The sequence below is a fragment of the Phreatobacter sp. AB_2022a genome (assembly GCF_026847585.1).
GTDB lineage: Bacteria > Pseudomonadota > Alphaproteobacteria > Rhizobiales > Phreatobacteraceae > Phreatobacter.
Genome location: NZ_JAPSET010000053.1, coordinates 22723 through 38805, shown reverse-complemented (window position 1 = coordinate 38805; position 16083 = coordinate 22723). Strand labels below are relative to the sequence as shown.

Below are 16083 nucleotides of genomic sequence, written 5' to 3'. Positions count from 1 at the left end.
GTGCTGGAACGCAGCGCCAGGCCCGCCGCCGCCATCGTCTCGGCCGAGATCATGGAGGCTTTTGCGGTCCAGGCGATCGCCTGCCTGCGCGGGCTGGCGCTCGATCCTGCCATCGTCAACCGGGGTGGCGGCGCGCTGGCGCGCGGCCACCCGATCGGCGCTTCCGGGGCCATCCTCGCCGTGCGCCTCTGGCACGACCTGCAGGGCGAGCCGGCGGGCGCCCTCGGCCTTGCCGCCATCGCCGCCGCCGGCGGCCTCGGCACGGCGCTGCTGGTCGAGAGGAGCGAGTAGCGAGTGGCGAGTGGCGAGTGGCGAATAGGACATGCGCATATGACGCGTGTCGGCCCGGAGCAACGCGTCGATTATCGGCCATTCCCTACGCGCCATTCGCCACCCGCCATTCGCCCGCCATCAGGAGCTCGGCGAGCCTTGCCGCCTCGGTCCCGGCCGGCTCGGGCAGGAGAATGGCGAGCACGCGGTCCAGCCGGACCTCGCGCGCGAAGGGGCGGACCAGCCGGCCATCGGCGAGCGGCGCCCGGAGCAGCGGCAGATGGCCGACGAGAACGCCCTCGCCGGCCAGGGCCGCTTCCACGCCCATGCTGTAGAGCGAATAGGCCGGCCCGGTCTCCGCGAGCCAGGCAGGACCACCGGCCGCCGCCAGCCAGCGCGCCCAGTCGCGGCGCCATGTCGCGTCGTGCAGCAGCGGCATGCCGGCAAGATCGGCCGGGCTTGCAAGGCGCGCGGCGAGCGAAGGCGCGCAGACCGGCGTGATGACATCGGCCTCGACGGGAACGAGGCTTCGCCCCGTCATCGCTTCGCCCGCCTCGACGAAGAACAGCGCCGCGTCGAACATTTCGCGGTCGAGGTCCGGCGCGGCTTCGAGCGCGGTCACCGAGACGGCCGCGCCCTGCAAGGCCTCTGTCAACGCGGCCAGCCGCGGGCGCAGCCATAGCTGTGCTATCGCTGGAGAGGCGGCAAGGTGCACCGGCCGCGGTCCGGCCGCCGCCTTCAGCGCGCGCACGCTGCCGCCGAGCTCGTCAAGGCAGCGCGAGATCTGCGCCGCGACCCGCCGGCCATGTTCGGGCAGCACGACGCCATGGGCGGTACGCAGGAACACCGGCCTGCCCAGCCAGTCCTCGAGCTTGCGGACTTGCTGCGCAATGGCGCCCGGCGTCACCTTGAGCTCTCCCGCGGCCGCAGCAAAGCCGCCGAGCCGCGCTGCGGCTTCGAAGGCCCTGAGTGCGTTGAGCGGCGGCAGCGGCGGCCGCGGCGGATCGACAGCCATGGGCAGGAGGCTCAGTTTTTCTATGTCTTACCAGGCAATTTAACTGGTTTGCGCCTGCCGGCAATCCACCCCGATAGTGCGCCTCGGAACGACCATCGGGAGCGGATCGAATGAGCGGGCTTGCGCGGCGCGGCTGGGTGGCGGAGACGGTGGAGACCTTTGTCGGCGGCATCGCGGACTGGACGGCGCGGCGTCCGGCCGCGGAGGTCGCGGCCGAGATCGAGGCGCTGGCCGCGCTCAACCGGCGGATCCACGACGAGGACTGCGTCAATCTCAACCCGGCCAGCAATACGATGAACCCGCGCGCCGAGGCGCTGCTCGCTCAGGGGCTCGGCGCCCGTGCCTCGCTCGGCTACCCCTCGCAGAAATATGAAATGGGCGTCGAGGCCATCGAGAAGATCGAGGTGATCGCGGCCGCCCTCGCCGCCGAGATCTTCGAGGCACGCCATGTCGAGATCAGGGTCGGTTCGGGAGCTCTCGCCAATCTCTACGCCTTCTTGGCGACGACCGGCCCGGGCGATGCGGTGATCGTCCCGCCGGCGGCGATCGGCGGCCATGTCACCCACCATGATGCCGGCGCCGCCGGTCTGCACGGCCTTGCCATCCACTCGGCTCCCGTCGATCCCGACGGCTACGGCGTCGACATTGCGGCCCTCGCCGCCATGGCGCGGCAGATCCGGCCGACACTGATCACGCTCGGCGGCAGCCTCAACCTCCTGCCCTGGAACGTCGCGGCCGTCAGGGCGATCGCCGACGAGGTCGGCGCGCGCGTCCTGTTCGACGCCGCCCACCTCTGCGGCATGATCGCCGGGCGCGCCTGGCCGAACCCGCTCGTCCAGGGCGCGCATCTGATGACGATGAGCACCTACAAGAGCCTCGGCGGACCGGCCGGCGGGCTGATCGTGACGAACGAGGCGGATCTGGCCGAAAAGCTCGACCGGATCGCCTATCCCGGGCTGACGGCCAATTTCGACGTCGCCCGGTCCGCGGCCCTCGCCATGACGCTGCTCGACTGGCGGGAGTTCGGGCGGGCCTATGCCGCCACCATGGTCGAGACCGCCGCGGCGCTCGCGGCGGCGCTCGACCGGCGCGGCGTGACGGTTTTCGCAACGCGCGAGGGCTTCACCCGGTCCCACCAGTTCGCCATCGAAGCCGCCCCCTATGGCGGTGGCCAGAACGCGGCGCGGCGACTGCGCCAAGCCAACATCCTGACGAGCGGCATCGGCCTGCCGCGCGCAACCGTCCCCGGCGACGTCAACGGCCTCAGGCTCGGCACGCCCGAGATCGTGCGATGGGGCATGAACCCGGCTCATATGGACGAGCTTGCCGAGCTCATCGCCGAGGCTCTGGCCGGAGACGATCCGGCAGCGATCGCCCCGCGCACCAGCGCCTTCAGGGCCCGTTTCAGGCGCCTTGCCTTCGTTTCCTGAGGCGGGCGCCAGGCTCAGCTCCGGCGCCAGCCCCGCGGATTGGCCGGGTCCTTGCAGCCATGCGGCGGCAGCGTCTTGCCCTCGAAGCGCTCCTTCAGGCGCGCGCAGCCCCAGGATTGGATCGGCCCCGGCATGTAGCTGTGCAGGCCGATTCCCACCTCGTCGAACGGGCTGTCGGCCTGGGCGACCCATTGGTAGTAGCGATAGAAGACGCTGCCGCAGAAAAAGATGATGATGATCAGCAGCAGCAGGCCGAAGCGTCGCATGACAATCCCGCAAGGTGTCCCGTCACGATGAAGCGCGCTCCATAACCACGGGCGGGCACGCGAGCAAGGCCGCCGCCGCAGGTCAGGACCCGTCCTGCGGCCGCCGCTTCAGCACGCGCAATTCGGCGAGCGGCGCCGGCCAGAGTTGCGCGCGATAATGATCCTGTCCGTCCAGCCCGTCCTCCGACAGGGTGTTCAGGCCGCCATAGGACACGCGCACCCGGTATTCTCCCGGCGCGACCGCGATGCGGGCGGCATCCGGTCGATAGTCGGTGCAGCCGGACACGACGATCCGGCCGGATGGGACGGCAAGACCGCATTCGGCCACGTGATCCCAACCGTCGAGATCGGCGGCCGGCTCGGCTGGCGCAACTTCGACGGTCAGCGGCACCGTCGTGTTGCGGACGGTGCCGATCATCACGAAGCCGTCGCCGGCGGCCAGCATGCGCTCGACCGCCGCGTCCCAGTCGATGTCGGGATCCGCGCGCCTTGCGTCGTCCTCCAGATAGAGCTGGAAATAGTCGGCGAAGAGTTCGAACCGGTCGATGCGGGGCGCCACGCGTAACCTCTCTGGTTGGCCGCCCGCCGCCGGTTCAATCCCGATCGGGCGCGCCGAGCGGGAAATAGTGACGGTAGGGCCGGCCGCCGTCGACCGCGCGGGCAAAGGACGGCCGTGCCAGCAATCTTTGCCTGTAACCTGTGACATGTGGGAAACGATCCCCGAGCGGATGGCCCCAGTCGGCATAGAACAGCGCCGGCGCCGCCGCGCAATCGGCCATGGAAAAGGCCTCGCCCGCGGCCCATGGCCGGTCTGCCATGGTCCGGTCCAGCCAGGCATAGGCCGTGTCCAGCATGGCACGCGCTTCCGTGACGCCGTAATCGTCGCGGGCCGCCTCCGGGCGCAGGCGATCGAAGACGAGTTTCTGCAGCGGGGTGGAAATGTAGTTGTCGAAGAACCGGTCCATCATCCGCACGGTGACCGCCGCGGCCGGATCGGCCGGTATCAGCGCGACCGGTCCCGGATGGCGGACGGCGAGATATTCGATGACCGCGGTCGCTTCGAGAATGGTCGTCGCGCCGTCGACCAGGATCGGGAAGCGCTTGAGCGGCCAGAGCGCGGCGAACTCGGCGAAGGTCGCCTCGTCCTCCTGGGACAGCATGCGGAAGGTGAAGGGGGTCGCATTCTCGTGGAGAGCGACGAGAGCCTTCTGCGTGTAGGATGAGAAGGGATGGCCGAAAAGCTGCAGTGTCATGGAAGGCCTCCTCGCATCGGGCCCGTTCGCAAGAGCGGAGCACCGATCAGTCTGATTGCAATATGCAAGCAGTTTGATCTCTAGCGAAACCAATCTCGCCTTGCAAGGAGCATGCGCCGCAGCGCGCCCCGCTCGGACCCTGCCGGCGCGGATCAGCCCGGCCATGGCGAGATGGATGCAGCCGCCGACGACCCGCGCATTCTCGGCTTCGCCGTGATCGTCGAACCAGGCGCTCAGCGTTGCGACGGCCATGGCCGTGCCGACCATGCGCGAGACGCGCGGCGTCGATCTCTCGACCGCCGGCGGCGGCCGCGACTGACGACCGGGCTCAGGGGCGCTCGGGGCGGGCCGCCCCGAGCGTCGTCACCCAGATCACCCGGGCGATCGCCTGGGTCGGGTTGTCGAACATGTGCGGCACGGTGCTCGGAAAGCGGAAGCTGTCGCCCGCATCGAGTTCGTGCGCCTCGTGGTTCAGCCAGAGGCGCAGCCGCCCCGACAGCACATAGCCCGCCTTCTCGCCTGTGTGCTGGAAGAAATCCGTGCCCGACGAACCGCCGGGATTGAGGGTGAGCTCGTAGAATTCGAGCTCGCCCTTTTCCGCCGGCGTCAGCGCTTCCTTCAGGACGCCGCTGGCGGTGAGCCGCAGGAGGCGCCGATCGTTGCGGCGGACGATGTAGCGCGACGTCTCGGCCGTCTCGCGCACCTCGAAAAAGTAGGAGATCGGCACGGCGAGCGCGATCGACAGGAGCCTGAGCGTGCGGATCGACGGCGTCGCCAGCGCGCGCTCGACCTGGCTGATCATGCCGGTCGAAAGTCCCGTGCTGGTCGCGACGTCCTGGATCGACAGGCCCGCGCGCTGGCGCAGGAGACGGATCGTCTCGCCAAGCCGCTCGTCGCCGCCATCCTCCGTGGCCTCGTCCTTGCCGGACGCCTGATGTCCCGCACGACCACCTCGAACGCTCATTGAAACCTCCCGGCCATGGCTCGATCGAGGAGATCGCTCCCGGCATCGATCCTGCCGCCGTCCGGTCGCCCTGTCCAAGCAAGACTGTGCGGAGCGGCGCCACGACCGCCATTGACAGCGATATTTAGCCATGTTGAAGTTGTCATCAAATAATTCAAAAGCACTGAAGACGCGCCATATGTCGGCCGCATCTCCCTGCCGGGTCAGCCGGCTGTGGACCTTGCGCCGCGACCGGATGCGCTCGGGCAAAGGAGGCGGGGCATGGCAGGATCTCCGGGGCCTTTCGGGCAGCCGACGCGACGCGGTCTGATCGCGCTCGGTGCCGGCGCGGCAGCGGGGCTGAGCCTGCCGCCGCATGCCGCCGCCCAGCAAGGCCGGCCGGCGACGCCGCCCGACAGGCCGCGCGGCCAGGTGGTCGCCGCGCTGTCGCAGGAGCCGACCGTCTTCAACCCGCTGATGCCCGGCATCGAGGTCGACCAGAGCGTCTGGTGGCAGCTCTTCTCCACCCTCTGGATCATCGACCCGGACGGCCGCTTCGTACCGGACCTCGCCCGCGAGGTGCCGAGCCAGGACAATGGCGGGCTGTCCGCCGACGGCCTGACCTGGAAGATCAAGCTGCGCAGCGACGCCAAATGGCATGATGGCACGCCCTTCACGGCCGAGGACGTCAAGTTCAGCCTCGACCTCATCAACAATCCGAACTTCCGGGTCCGCAACCGCGTCGGCCACAGCCTGGTCAAGGACATCAAGGTGGTGGCGCCGGACGAGATCCACTGGCGCATGGAAAGCGCCTACTCGCCCTATCTCTCGATCCTCTCGCTCACCTTCATCGTGCCGAAGCACGTCCTGGAGAAGGCCGAGGATCCGAACACCGCGCCGTTCAACAACGCGCCCGTCGGCACCGGCCCGTTCCGCTGGGGGACGCGCGTGCCGGGCGATCACATCCTGCTCAATGCCCATGCCGGCTATCACGGCCGCGGGCCGTTCCTGGAACGGGTGGTGTTCAAATACATCCCCGACCTGACCGTGCTCTATACCCAGTTCCGCACCGGCCAGGTCGACTATACCGGCATCCAGGGCATCCTGCCGAACTTCGTGCGCGAGGCGAAGACCCTGCGTGGCCGCAAGGTGACGGTGTCGCCCACCGCGTCCGTCGAGCATATCGCGCCCAATCTGGAATTCGGGCCGCTCGCCGACCGGGCGGTGCGCGAGGCGCTCTATCTGGCCATCAACAAGAAGGCGCTGATCGACGCGCTCAACTACGGCCTGCCGGTGCCGACCGAAAGCTTCGTGCCGCAGCAGGCCTGGTCGTTCCGGGCCGGCCTGCCCGCCCACGCCCATGACCCGGCGAAGGCCAACGCCATGCTCGACGCGGCCGGCTGGAAGCGTGGCGCCGGCGGCGTGCGCGAAAAGGACGGTGTGAAGCTCGAATTCACCAATTCGACCACCTCTGGCAATGCCGTGCGCGAACAGACGCAGCAATTGCTGATGCAGGACTGGCGCGCCATCGGCGCGGCCATGCGCATCAACAACATGCCGGCCGCGGTGATCTGGGGCGAATTCTGGCAGCAGTCGAAGTTCCAGTCCGTGCTGGTCTCGGTCAATTTCATGCTGGGCAGCGACCCGGACGTCACCCCGCGTTTCGGCTCCGGCGCCATCCCGGCCAAGGGCGGTCGCGGCTACAACACCTATCAGTATCGCGACGCCGAGGTGGACAGGCTGCTGGCACGTGGGGCGACCGAATTCGACCAGGCCGCGCGCAAGGCGACCTATGGCGAGGTGCAGACCATCATCCGACGCGATCTGGCGATCCTGCCGCTGTTCCAGGCGGCGATCACCGAGGGCGTGAAGGAAGGCTTGAACGGCTTTGCGCCGAACATCAACACCTCCTCCAACTGCTGGAACATGCGCGAGTGGTTCTGGGCGCAATAGGGCCGGCGAGCCGGAAAGACCTCGCACGGTGCGGAACGACAGCCGCGACGTGCGCGATGGGGCCGACGGTCATCTGCGATGCCCGCCGGCGTGAGGCCTCCGAGGAGCCGACATGGCCAGGTTCGCCCTTCACCGTCTGATGCAGGCAGCGCTGCTTCTCCTGCTCGTCTCGATGATCGGCTTCGCCATTCTGCATCTGGCGCCGGGCGGGCCGCTGTCGCAGTTCGCCCTGTCCTCGCAGATGAGCCAGGAGGACCTCGACCGCATCGCCCATCAGCTCGGCCTCGACCGGCCGCTGCCGGTGCAATATGCTGACTGGCTCGTGCGCATGCTGACCGGCGACTGGGGCCGCTCGTTCCGCGACGGCGAGCCGGTGCTGAAGGTGATCGGCTCGCATCTCGGCGCGACGCTGGAGCTGATGGCGACCTCGACGCTGATCGCCATCCTGCTCGGCTGCTGGATCGGCATTCTCGGCGCCATCAGACGCTATTCGCTGTTCGATACGCTGGCGACCGTCGGCGCGATGATCGCGCTGTCGATCCCGACCTTCTGGTTCGGCCTCGTCGCCATCTACGTCTTCTCGGTCGAGCTCGGCTGGCTGCCGGCCGGCAACCGCCACACCGTGGGCGACGCCTCGTTCCTCGACCTCGTCCATCACCTGATCGCCCCGGCCCTCGTGCTCGCCCTGGTCGAGACCGCGATCTGGGCGCGCTTCATGCGCTCGTCCATGCTCGATGTCATCGGCCAGGACTATATCCGCACCGCCCGGGCCAAGGGCCTGCCGGAATGGCGCGTGCTCGCCGGCCACGCCCTGCGCAACGCGCTGCTGCCGATGATCACGGTCGCCGGCCTGCAGTTCCCCACCCTGCTCGGTGGCGCGCTCGTCACCGAGACCGTGTTCACCTGGCCCGGCATGGGCCGGCTCTTCCTCGATTCCATCGGCTATCGCGACTACCCCGTGGTCATGGGCATCCTGATGTTTTCCGCGGTCATGGTGCTGATCGGCTCGTTCATCGCCGACATGCTCTATGCCGCCGTCGATCCGCGCATCCGGCTGGGCTGAAGCGATGGCAGGACACACCCAAAGCGCAGCAGCGATCCAGCTCGCCCCGCCTGCCACCGGCAGCGCCGCGTGGCGCCGCTTCCGCCGGCACAAGCTTGCCATGGCCGGAGCCGTGACCATCCTGATCCTCGCCCTCGGCTCGCTGTTCGGCCCCTATCTGCTGCCCTTCGACGATACCTATATCGACATCATGCAGCGCTTCGCGCCGCCGCTTTCCGGCGTGCATGTGCTCGGCACCGACGAGCTCGGCCGCGACATCCTCGCGCGGCTGATGATGGGCGGGCGCATCTCGCTCGCCATCGGCTTCACTGCCATGGCCATCGCCATGGCGATCGGCATCGTGGTCGGCACGATCGCCGGCTTCTACGGCGGCCTCCTCGGCGCCGCGCTGATGCGGTTCGTCGACGCCGTCCTCTGCTTTCCCGCGATCTTCCTGCTGCTGGCGCTCGCCGCCCTGATCGAGCCGGGCGTCTTGTCCACGACGCTGCTGATCGCGGCCACTGCCTGGATGAATGTCGCCCGCATCGTCGAGGCGCAGATCCGCTCGCTGCGCGAGCGCGATTTCGCCGTTGCCGCCGAGGCGCTGGGCTCGTCCGACCTGCGCACCATGTTCCGCGAGCTGGTGCCCAACGCCATGGCGCCGATCGTGGTCGCCGCCACGCTGAACGTCGCCAAGGCGATCCTGCTCGAATCCTATGTCAGCTATCTCGGCTACGGCATCCAGCCGCCGGTCGCGAGCTGGGGCAACATGCTCAACAATGCCCAGATCTACCTGACCAGCGCCCCCTGGCTCGCCATCCTGCCCGGCATCGCCATCACCCTGGCGGTCACCAGCTTCAACTTCGTCGGCGACGGCCTGCGCGACGCGCTCGATCCGCGGATGGACATCCGATGAGCGGCGAACCGTTGGCCAGCGCCCCGCCCCTGCTGGCGGTCGAGCATCTCGCGGTCAGCTTCGGCACCGACCGCGGCGCCTTCGCGGCGGTGTCCGACGTGTCCTTCACTCTTCGCCGCGGCGAGACGCTGGCGGTGGTCGGCGAATCCGGCTCGGGCAAGAGCGTCACCAGCCTTGCCGTGATGGGCCTTCTGCCGAAGGCGCCGGGCTGCCGCGTCGGCGGCGCGATCCGGCTCGCCGGCGCCGGCGGCGCGACACGCGACCTCCTCGGCCTCGACGAGGAAGCTTTGCGCGGCGTCCGCGGCAAGGATATCGCCATGGTGTTCCAGGAGCCGATGACCTCGCTCAATCCGGTCAAGACGATCGGCGGCCAGATCACCGAGGCGATCCGCCTGCACCGCCCGATGGGCCGCCGGGCTGCCGAGGACGAGGCTTGCCGGCTGCTCGACCTCGTCGGCATCCCCGCGCCGCGCCAGCGCCTCGCCGCCTATCCGCACCAGCTTTCGGGCGGCATGCGCCAGCGGGTGATGATCGCCATGGCGCTCGCCGGCGAGCCCTCGATCCTGATCGCCGACGAGCCGACCACCGCGCTCGACGTCACCATCCAGGCGCAGATCCTCGATCTCATCCGCCGCCTGCAGGAGGCGACCGGCATGGCCGTCATGTTCATCACCCACAATCTCGGCGTGGTCGCCGAGATCGCCGACCGGGTGATGGTGATGTATGCCGGCCGCGTCGTCGAACAGGCCGATGTCCGGCCGCTGTTCAAGACCCCGCTGATGCCCTACACCGCCGGCCTGCTCGGCTCCGTGCCGCGGCTCGATCTCGCCGGCCGGCGCGGCGGCGCGCTCGCCGCCATAGCCGGCAACGTGCCGGATCCGCGCTTTCCGCCGCCGGGCTGCGCCTTCCATCCGCGCTGTCCGTCGAGCCTCGCCGGCCGCTGCGACGTGGAGCCGCCCGGACTCGACGAAACGGCCGAAGGCCGGCAGGTCCGCTGCCTGCGCTGGCGCGAGCTGAGCGGGAGGGCCGCGCCATGACGACCGGACCGGATCCGACGGCCACGCGCGAACCGGCACCGATCCTCGAAGTGACCTCGCTGCGCAAATGGTTCCCCGTCGGCGGCGGGCTGTTCGGCCGGCGCGCGCGCCAGGTCAAGGCCGTCGACGACGTCTCCTTCGCGATCCGGCCGGGCGAGGTGCTGAGCATCGTCGGCGAATCCGGCTCCGGCAAGACGACGGTCGGGCGCACCGTGCTGCGGCTGACCGAGCCGACCGGCGGCACGATCCGCTTCGAGGGCAACGACATCACCCATCTGTCACGGCGCGCGCTGCGGCCGCTGCGCCGGCGCATGCAGCTCGTCTTCCAGGATCCCTTCGCCTCGCTCAACCCGCGCATGACGATCGGCGAGATCGTCGCGGCGCCCCTGGCCATTCACGGCGGCTTCGGCCGCGCCGAGCGCGCCGCCAAGGTGATCGAGACGCTGCAGCTGGTCGGCCTCTCGGCCGCCTTCGCCGAGCGCCATCCGCACGAGCTCTCGGGCGGCCAGCGCCAGCGTGTCGGCATTGCCCGCGCGCTGATCCTGCGGCCCGGCCTGCTGGTCGCCGACGAGCCGGTATCGGCGCTCGACGTATCGATCCAGGCCCAGGTGGTCAATCTGCTGCTGGAGCTGAAACAGCTCTTCGGCCTCACCATCCTGTTCATCGCCCACGACCTCGCCGTCGTCGGCCATATCTCCGACCGTATCGCGGTCATGTATCTCGGCCGGCTGGTCGAGATCGCGCCGACCCGCGCGCTGTTCGAGGCGCCGCGCCATCCCTATACCGAGGCGCTGTTCTCCGCCGCGCCGATTCCCGACCCGGAGATCCGGCGCAGCCGGATCATTCTCACCGGCGACATTCCAAGTCCGCTCGAGCCGCCGTCGGGCTGCGCCTTCCGCACCCGCTGCCGGCACGCCGTCGCCGCCTGCGCGGGCGCCGTGCCGCCGCTGCGCGAGGTCGCGCCCGGCCATTTCTCGGCCTGCATCCGCGACGACATCGCGCTTGCGGCCTCCCTGTCCAGTCCGCCGGCCGCCACCCCGGCCTGACCATCAGCGCATCGAGGAGCAGAGCTCATGTCCCCGCCGCTCAACCGCATCGCCAGCGACGAACGCCTGCCGGAGGCCGCCGATGTCGTCATCATCGGCGGCGGCGTCATCGGCGTCTCGGCCGCCTACCACCTCGCCCGCAAGGGCCATTCGGTCGCTCTCGTCGAGAAGGGCCATGTCGGTGCCGAGCAGTCGAGCCGCAACTGGGGCTGGTGTCGGCAGCAGGGCCGCGCGCGGGCCGAGATTCCGCTGGCGCGCGAGGCGCTCAGGCTCTGGGAGGAGATGCAGAACGACAGCGGCCAGGATGCCGGCTTCCGCCGAACGGGCGTTCTGTTCATGACCAAGGACCCGGCCGAGGCCGCCGCCTGGGAGCGCTGGGCCGCCATCGCCCGCGACGAGCAGGTCCATTCCACGGTGCTGACGCCAGCCGAGATCGCCGAACGCCTGCCCGGCAACACCGAGACCTGGGTCGCCGGCCTGCACACGCCGAGCGACGGCCGCGCCGAGCCGTCCATGGCCGTGCCGGCGCTGGCCGCTGCGGCGCGCAAGCATGGCGTGACGCTGCACCAGGGCTGCGCGGCGCGCGGACTGGAAACCGCGGCTGGCCGGGTCAGCGCGGTCGTCACCGAAAAGGGGCGCATCCGCACCAGCGCCGTGCTGCTCGCCGGCGGCGCCTGGTCGTCGCTGTTCTGCCGGCGCCACGGCATCGACCTGCCGATCGGCCTCGTCAACGCCACCGCCTGCCGCACCACCGCGGCGCCCGAGATCACCACGGGCGCGCTCGGCACCACCGACTATTGCGTGCGCCGGCGGCTCGACGGCGGCTTCACGCTGGCGCTGCGCGGCCGCGGCACGGTCGAGCTCACTCCGGACCTGATCCGCTATGCCCGCACCTTCTGGCCGACCTACCTGCAGCGCCGCAAGGGGCTGAAGGTGCGCCTCGGCGCCTCCTTCTTCAGCCAGCTCATGCGCAACGACAAATGGAGCCTCGACCAGCCCTCGCCCTTCGAGGCGGAGCGGGTGCGCGACCCGCTGCCCGACATGAGCCTGGTCGAGGAGGCGCTGGCACATTTCGTCGCGTCCAATCCGGCACTGGCGGGGGTTGAGATCGCCGAGGCCTGGGGTGGCACCATCGATTCCACGCCCGATACCGTCCCGGTCATTTCCCGGGTCGAGACGCTGCCGGGCTTCACCCTCGCGACCGGCTTTTCCGGCCATGGCTTCGGCATCGGCCCGGGCGCCGGCCGGCTCGCGGCCGACATCGTTGCCGGCGACACACCCTATGTCGATCCCTCCGCCTACGACTACAAGCGCCTGATCGACGGCCGGCCGCTGGCCCCCGTCGGCCTGTTCTGATCCGGACCGATAGAGCCGCCGAGCGAGCCTGCGCATGCCCCCAACCGCCATCGTCCTCCGGCCGGTCTCCACCGCCGATCTCGACGCCTGCCACGCGCTGTCCGCCGCGGTCGGCTGGGCGCATCGCCTTGCCGACTGGCGCTGGATGACCGGCTTCGGCCGCGGCGCCGTGGCCGACATGGCGGGCGAGATCGTCGGCACCACGCTGTGGTGGCTTTACGGCGAGACCGCAGCCTCGGTCGGCATGGTCATCGTCCGCCCCGACTGGCAGGGTTTCGGCATCGGCCGGCGGCTGGTCGAGACGGCGCTTGCCGATCTCGGCGACCGCACCGCCGTGCTCGTGGCGACCGACGCCGGCGAACCGCTCTATGCCCGCCTCGGCTTTGCCGATGCCGGCCGGGTGCGGCAGCAGCAGGGCATCGCGCGGGCGCCGGATCTGCCGCCGGCCAGCCTGCGCCCACTGCGGCCCGGCGATATCGAGGCCGTCATCGCGCTCGATCATGCCGCCAAGGGCATGCGCCGCGCCGTGGCGATCGCCGCCCTCGCCGAGGCCGGCGACGGCATGGTGCTGACCGAAGGTGCCGGCATCACCGGCTTCGGCTTCTGCCGCGAGGCCGGCCTCGGCCGGGTGATCGGCCCGGTGGTCGCGCCCGACGCGGCCGGCGCCCGCGCCCTGATCGGCCATTGGCTGGCGCGCCATGCCGGCACCGTGCTGCGCGTCGACACGCCAGCGGACAGCGCCATCGGCGACTGGCTGGCCGCCCATGGCCTCGGGCTCGCCGGCACCGGCATCGTCATGACGCGCGGCCGGCGCCCGCCGACCGGTACCGGCGCGCGCAGCTTCGCCCTGATCAACCAGGGTCTCGGCTGACCCGCTCAAGGAGCCTGCCCGATGACGGTTCTCTACAAGGCCAATGCGGCGCGTGGCGCCGTCTGGGCGCGGCTTTTCGCCGAGCGGGCGCCCGACCTGCCGTTCCGGGTCTGGCCCGATCTCGGCGCGGCCGAGGAGGTGCGCTATCTCGTCGCCTGGCAGCCGCCGGACCGGATCATGAAGACCTTTCCCAACCTCGAGATCCTGTTCTCGGTCGGGGCCGGCGTCGATCAGTTCGATTTCCCGGCGCTGCCCCGCAGCCTGCCCGTCGTGCGCATGCTGGAGCCTGGCATTGCCGAGAGCATGGCCGAATATGTCGTCCTCGCCGTGCTCGGCCTGCACCGCGACCTCGTCGCCTTCATCGACCAGCAGAGGCGCGAGGTCTGGGAGGAGATCCAGGTGCGCGCGCCCGCCGACCGGCGCGTCGGTGTGATGGGGCTCGGCCAGCTCGGCCAGGCCGCGCTCGGCCGGCTGAAGCCCTTCGGCTTCCGCCTGTCCGGCTGGAACCGCTCGCCGCGCTCGATCGACGGCGTCGCCTGCCATGCCGGCGACGAGAGCCTCAAGGCCTTCCTCGCCGAGGTCGACATCCTCGTCTGCCTGCTGCCCCTGACCGAGGCGACGCGCGGCATCCTCGACGCCGATCTCTTCGCCGCCCTGCCGACCGGCGCCGGCCTCGTCAATTGCGGCCGCGGTGGCCATCTGGTCGAAGCCGATCTGCTCGCGGCCCTCGATTCCGGCCAGATCGGCGCGGCGATCCTCGATGTCGCCGATCAGGAGCCGCTGCCGCCAGGCCATCCGTTCTGGCGGCACCCCCGGATCCTGCTGACCCCGCATATTGCCAGCATGACCCGGCCGAGCCAGGCGGTCGATTTCGTGCTCGACACCATCGCCCGCCACCGCCGGGGCGAACCCCTGCCCGGCCTCGTCGACCGTGACGCCGGCTACTGACCGCCGGCCCTTACCTTAGAACGGCTTCAAATCCCGACCCCGATGGCTTATGAACGCCCCGACCATCGAGGACATCGCCATGAACGCTCCGCTCGCCGCCGGCTCCTATCAGCTGTTCCCTCTCGGCAAGGACGAGACGCAGTACCGCAAGCTGACTTCCGACGGCGTCAGGCTGGAAAAGGTGCTCGGCGAGGAGGTGGTGGTGGTCGACCGCGAGGCGATCCGGCTGCTGTCAGAAACCGCCTTCATCGACATCAACCATCTGCTGCGGCCGAGCCATCTCGCCCAGCTCGTCAAGATCATCGACGATCCGGAATCGACCGCCAACGACAAGTTCGTCGCCTACGACCTCCTGAAGAACGCCAATATCGCCGCCGGCGGCATCCTGCCCATGTGCCAGGATACCGGCACCGCCATCATCATGGGCAAGAAGGGCCGGCGGATCTGGACCGGCGGCGAGGACGAGGCCGCCCTCGGCCAGGGCGTGCTCGATGCCTACGAGAAGAAGAACCTGCGCTATTCGCAGCTCGCGCCGCTCTCGATGTTCGAGGAGAAGAACACCCGCAACAACCTGCCGGCCCAGATCGAGATCTATTCGGAGGGCGAGGACGCCTACAAGTTCCTGTTCATGGCCAAGGGCGGCGGCTCGGCCAACAAGAGCTTCCTGTTCCAGGCGCCGCCCTCGATCCTGACCCATGACCGCATGGTCAAGTTCCTGCACGAGAAGATCCTCACCCTCGGCACGGCCGCCTGCCCGCCCTATCACCTGGCGATCGTCATCGGCGGCCTCTCGGCCGAGCACACGCTGAAGACCGCCAAGCTCGCCTCGGCGCGCTATCTCGACGGACTGCCGACTGCCGGCTCGGAATTCGCCCATGCCTTCCGTGACGTCGGCATGGAGGCCGAGATCCACAAGCTGACCCAGGCGATGGGCGTCGGCGCCCAGTTCGGCGGCAAGTATTTCTGCCACGACGTGCGGGTCATCCGCATGCCCCGGCACGGCGCCTCGCTGCCGATCGCCATCGCGGTATCGTGCTCGGCCGACCGCCAGGCGCTGGGCAAGATCACCCGCGACGGCGTCTATGTCGAGGAGCTCGAGCACAATCCGGCGCGCTACCTGCCCGAGATCGACAGCGAGGCGCTCGGTGGCGAGGTCGTCAAGATCGACCTCACCCGGCCGATGTCCGAGATCCTCGGCACGCTCTCGAAGAACCCGATCAAGACCCGCGTCTCGCTGACCGGCCCGATGATCGTCGCGCGCGATCTTGCCCATGCCAAGATCCGCGAGCGGCTGGATGCCGGCGAGCCCATGCCGCAATATTTCAAGGATCACCCGGTCTATTATGCCGGCCCGGCCAAGACCCCCGAGGGCTTCGCCTCCGGCTCCTTCGGCCCGACCACGGCCGGCCGCATGGACGGCTATGTCGACCAGTTCCAGGCTGCCGGCGGTTCCATGGTCATGCTCGCCAAGGGCAACCGCTCGCGCGAGGTCCGCGAGGCCTGCGCCAAGCATGGCGGCTTCTATCTCGGCTCGATCGGCGGCCCGGCCGCGCGCCTGGCCCAGGACTGCATCAAGAAGGTGGAAGTGCTCGAATATCCCGAGCTCGGCATGGAAGCGATCTGGAAGATCGAGGTCGAGGACTTCCCGGCCTTCATCGTCGTCGACGACAAGGGCAACGACTTCTTCAAGGAACTGAATCTCGGGTGAGCCGGGACGAGCGGATCACCGGACTGCGG

15 protein-coding genes and 1 pseudogene are annotated in these 16083 nt (G+C 69.6%); 11 read left to right on the top strand and 5 right to left on the bottom strand.

Features of this window, described 5'->3' with window-relative positions; all coding sequences use genetic code 11:
• Nucleotides 1–291: pseudogene (locus tag OZ671_RS27215) on the top strand (thiolase family protein); the annotation flags it as partial.
• Nucleotides 292–376: 85 nt separating this feature from the next.
• On the opposite strand, the gene OZ671_RS27210 reads toward OZ671_RS27215, so the two are convergent.
• Nucleotides 377–1285, bottom strand: a complete 909-nt coding sequence (locus tag OZ671_RS27210; RefSeq protein ID WP_268863619.1) for a LysR family transcriptional regulator — start codon at nucleotides 1283–1285, stop codon at nucleotides 377–379.
• Between the two features lie 110 nt (nucleotides 1286–1395).
• Here OZ671_RS27210 and glyA point away from each other — a divergent pair, with 110 nt between their 5' ends.
• The gene (gene glyA, locus OZ671_RS27205; protein ID WP_268863618.1) at nucleotides 1396–2715 is read left to right on the top strand and encodes a serine hydroxymethyltransferase; all 1320 of its coding nucleotides are present in this window, start codon (nucleotides 1396–1398) and stop codon (nucleotides 2713–2715) included.
• A 14-nt stretch (nucleotides 2716–2729) separates the two neighbouring features.
• On the opposite strand, the gene OZ671_RS27200 is transcribed toward glyA, so the two are convergent.
• The 4 genes from OZ671_RS27200 to OZ671_RS27185 form a co-directional block, all read right to left on the bottom strand.
• Complete coding sequence (locus tag OZ671_RS27200) at nucleotides 2730–2981, bottom strand: hypothetical protein (protein WP_268863617.1); 252 nt, start codon at nucleotides 2979–2981, stop codon at nucleotides 2730–2732.
• A gap of 82 nt (nucleotides 2982–3063) precedes the next feature.
• Nucleotides 3064–3540, bottom strand: coding sequence for a hypothetical protein (locus tag OZ671_RS27195; protein WP_268863616.1), 477 nt, complete (start codon nucleotides 3538–3540; stop codon nucleotides 3064–3066).
• Nucleotides 3541–3574: 34 nt separating this feature from the next.
• A complete protein-coding gene (locus tag OZ671_RS27190; protein ID WP_268863615.1) occupies nucleotides 3575–4234 on the bottom strand; it encodes a glutathione S-transferase family protein in 660 nt (219 codons plus the stop codon).
• A gap of 328 nt (nucleotides 4235–4562) precedes the next feature.
• On the bottom strand, nucleotides 4563–5198 hold the full coding sequence (locus tag OZ671_RS27185; RefSeq protein ID WP_268863614.1) for a helix-turn-helix domain-containing protein: 636 nt from the start codon (nucleotides 5196–5198) through the stop codon (nucleotides 4563–4565).
• A 261-nt stretch (nucleotides 5199–5459) separates the two neighbouring features.
• On the opposite strand from OZ671_RS27185, the gene OZ671_RS27180 reads away from it, so the two are divergent.
• The 9 genes from OZ671_RS27180 to OZ671_RS27140 all read left to right on the top strand — a co-directional run bounded on the left by OZ671_RS27180 (nucleotide 5460) and on the right by OZ671_RS27140 (nucleotide 16054).
• The gene (locus OZ671_RS27180) at nucleotides 5460–7130 is read left to right on the top strand and encodes a peptide ABC transporter substrate-binding protein (RefSeq protein ID WP_268863613.1); all 1671 of its coding nucleotides are present in this window, start codon (nucleotides 5460–5462) and stop codon (nucleotides 7128–7130) included.
• 112 nt (nucleotides 7131–7242) lie between these two features.
• Nucleotides 7243–8193: an ABC transporter permease gene (locus tag OZ671_RS27175; RefSeq protein WP_268863612.1), complete on the top strand. Its 951-nt coding sequence runs from the start codon at nucleotides 7243–7245 to the stop codon at nucleotides 8191–8193.
• 4 nt (nucleotides 8194–8197) lie between these two features.
• Nucleotides 8198–9088: an ABC transporter permease gene (locus OZ671_RS27170; protein WP_268863611.1), complete on the top strand. Its 891-nt coding sequence runs from the start codon at nucleotides 8198–8200 to the stop codon at nucleotides 9086–9088.
• Entirely contained in the window at nucleotides 9085–10125 is a 1041-nt protein-coding gene (locus tag OZ671_RS27165) for an ABC transporter ATP-binding protein (RefSeq protein ID WP_268863610.1), read from the top strand. The genes OZ671_RS27170 and OZ671_RS27165 overlap by 4 nt, the downstream gene beginning before the upstream one ends.
• Nucleotides 10122–11171, top strand: coding sequence for an ABC transporter ATP-binding protein (locus tag OZ671_RS27160; RefSeq protein ID WP_268863609.1), 1050 nt, complete (start codon nucleotides 10122–10124; stop codon nucleotides 11169–11171). Before OZ671_RS27165 ends, OZ671_RS27160 begins: the two co-directional genes overlap by 4 nt.
• A gap of 27 nt (nucleotides 11172–11198) precedes the next feature.
• Entirely contained in the window at nucleotides 11199–12527 is a 1329-nt protein-coding gene (locus tag OZ671_RS27155; protein WP_268863608.1) for an NAD(P)/FAD-dependent oxidoreductase, read from the top strand.
• A 34-nt stretch (nucleotides 12528–12561) separates the two neighbouring features.
• The gene (locus tag OZ671_RS27150) at nucleotides 12562–13398 is read left to right on the top strand and encodes a GNAT family N-acetyltransferase (RefSeq protein ID WP_268863607.1); all 837 of its coding nucleotides are present in this window, start codon (nucleotides 12562–12564) and stop codon (nucleotides 13396–13398) included.
• 21 nt (nucleotides 13399–13419) lie between these two features.
• Complete coding sequence (locus tag OZ671_RS27145; RefSeq protein WP_268863606.1) at nucleotides 13420–14346, top strand: 2-hydroxyacid dehydrogenase; 927 nt, start codon at nucleotides 13420–13422, stop codon at nucleotides 14344–14346.
• Nucleotides 14347–14395: 49 nt separating this feature from the next.
• A complete protein-coding gene (locus tag OZ671_RS27140; protein ID WP_442957134.1) occupies nucleotides 14396–16054 on the top strand; it encodes a fumarate hydratase in 1659 nt (552 codons plus the stop codon).
• Nucleotides 16055–16083 lie beyond the last annotated feature (29 nt).

What these genes read in the sequence shown, in the direction of transcription:
- OZ671_RS27210 (WP_268863619.1), bottom strand. Translation starts at nt 1,285, where the DNA reads ATGGCTGTCGATCCGCCGCGGCCGCCGCTGCCGCCGCTCAACGCACTC.
- OZ671_RS27200 (WP_268863617.1), bottom strand. Translation starts at nt 2,981, where the DNA reads ATGCGACGCTTCGGCCTGCTGCTGCTGATCATCATCATCTTTTTCTGC.
- OZ671_RS27175 (WP_268863612.1), top strand. Translation starts at nt 7,243, where the DNA reads ATGGCCAGGTTCGCCCTTCACCGTCTGATGCAGGCAGCGCTGCTTCTC.
- glyA (WP_268863618.1), top strand. Translation starts at nt 1,396, where the DNA reads ATGAGCGGGCTTGCGCGGCGCGGCTGGGTGGCGGAGACGGTGGAGACC.
- OZ671_RS27155 (WP_268863608.1), top strand. Translation starts at nt 11,199, where the DNA reads ATGTCCCCGCCGCTCAACCGCATCGCCAGCGACGAACGCCTGCCGGAG.
- OZ671_RS27150 (WP_268863607.1), top strand. Translation starts at nt 12,562, where the DNA reads ATGCCCCCAACCGCCATCGTCCTCCGGCCGGTCTCCACCGCCGATCTC.
- OZ671_RS27160 (WP_268863609.1), top strand. Translation starts at nt 10,122, where the DNA reads ATGACGACCGGACCGGATCCGACGGCCACGCGCGAACCGGCACCGATC.
- OZ671_RS27170 (WP_268863611.1), top strand. Translation starts at nt 8,198, where the DNA reads ATGGCAGGACACACCCAAAGCGCAGCAGCGATCCAGCTCGCCCCGCCT.
- OZ671_RS27185 (WP_268863614.1), bottom strand. Translation starts at nt 5,198, where the DNA reads ATGAGCGTTCGAGGTGGTCGTGCGGGACATCAGGCGTCCGGCAAGGAC.
- OZ671_RS27145 (WP_268863606.1), top strand. Translation starts at nt 13,420, where the DNA reads ATGACGGTTCTCTACAAGGCCAATGCGGCGCGTGGCGCCGTCTGGGCG.
- OZ671_RS27165 (WP_268863610.1), top strand. Translation starts at nt 9,085, where the DNA reads ATGAGCGGCGAACCGTTGGCCAGCGCCCCGCCCCTGCTGGCGGTCGAG.
- OZ671_RS27180 (WP_268863613.1), top strand. Translation starts at nt 5,460, where the DNA reads ATGGCAGGATCTCCGGGGCCTTTCGGGCAGCCGACGCGACGCGGTCTG.
- OZ671_RS27140 (WP_442957134.1), top strand. Translation starts at nt 14,396, where the DNA reads ATGAACGCCCCGACCATCGAGGACATCGCCATGAACGCTCCGCTCGCC.
- OZ671_RS27190 (WP_268863615.1), bottom strand. Translation starts at nt 4,234, where the DNA reads ATGACACTGCAGCTTTTCGGCCATCCCTTCTCATCCTACACGCAGAAG.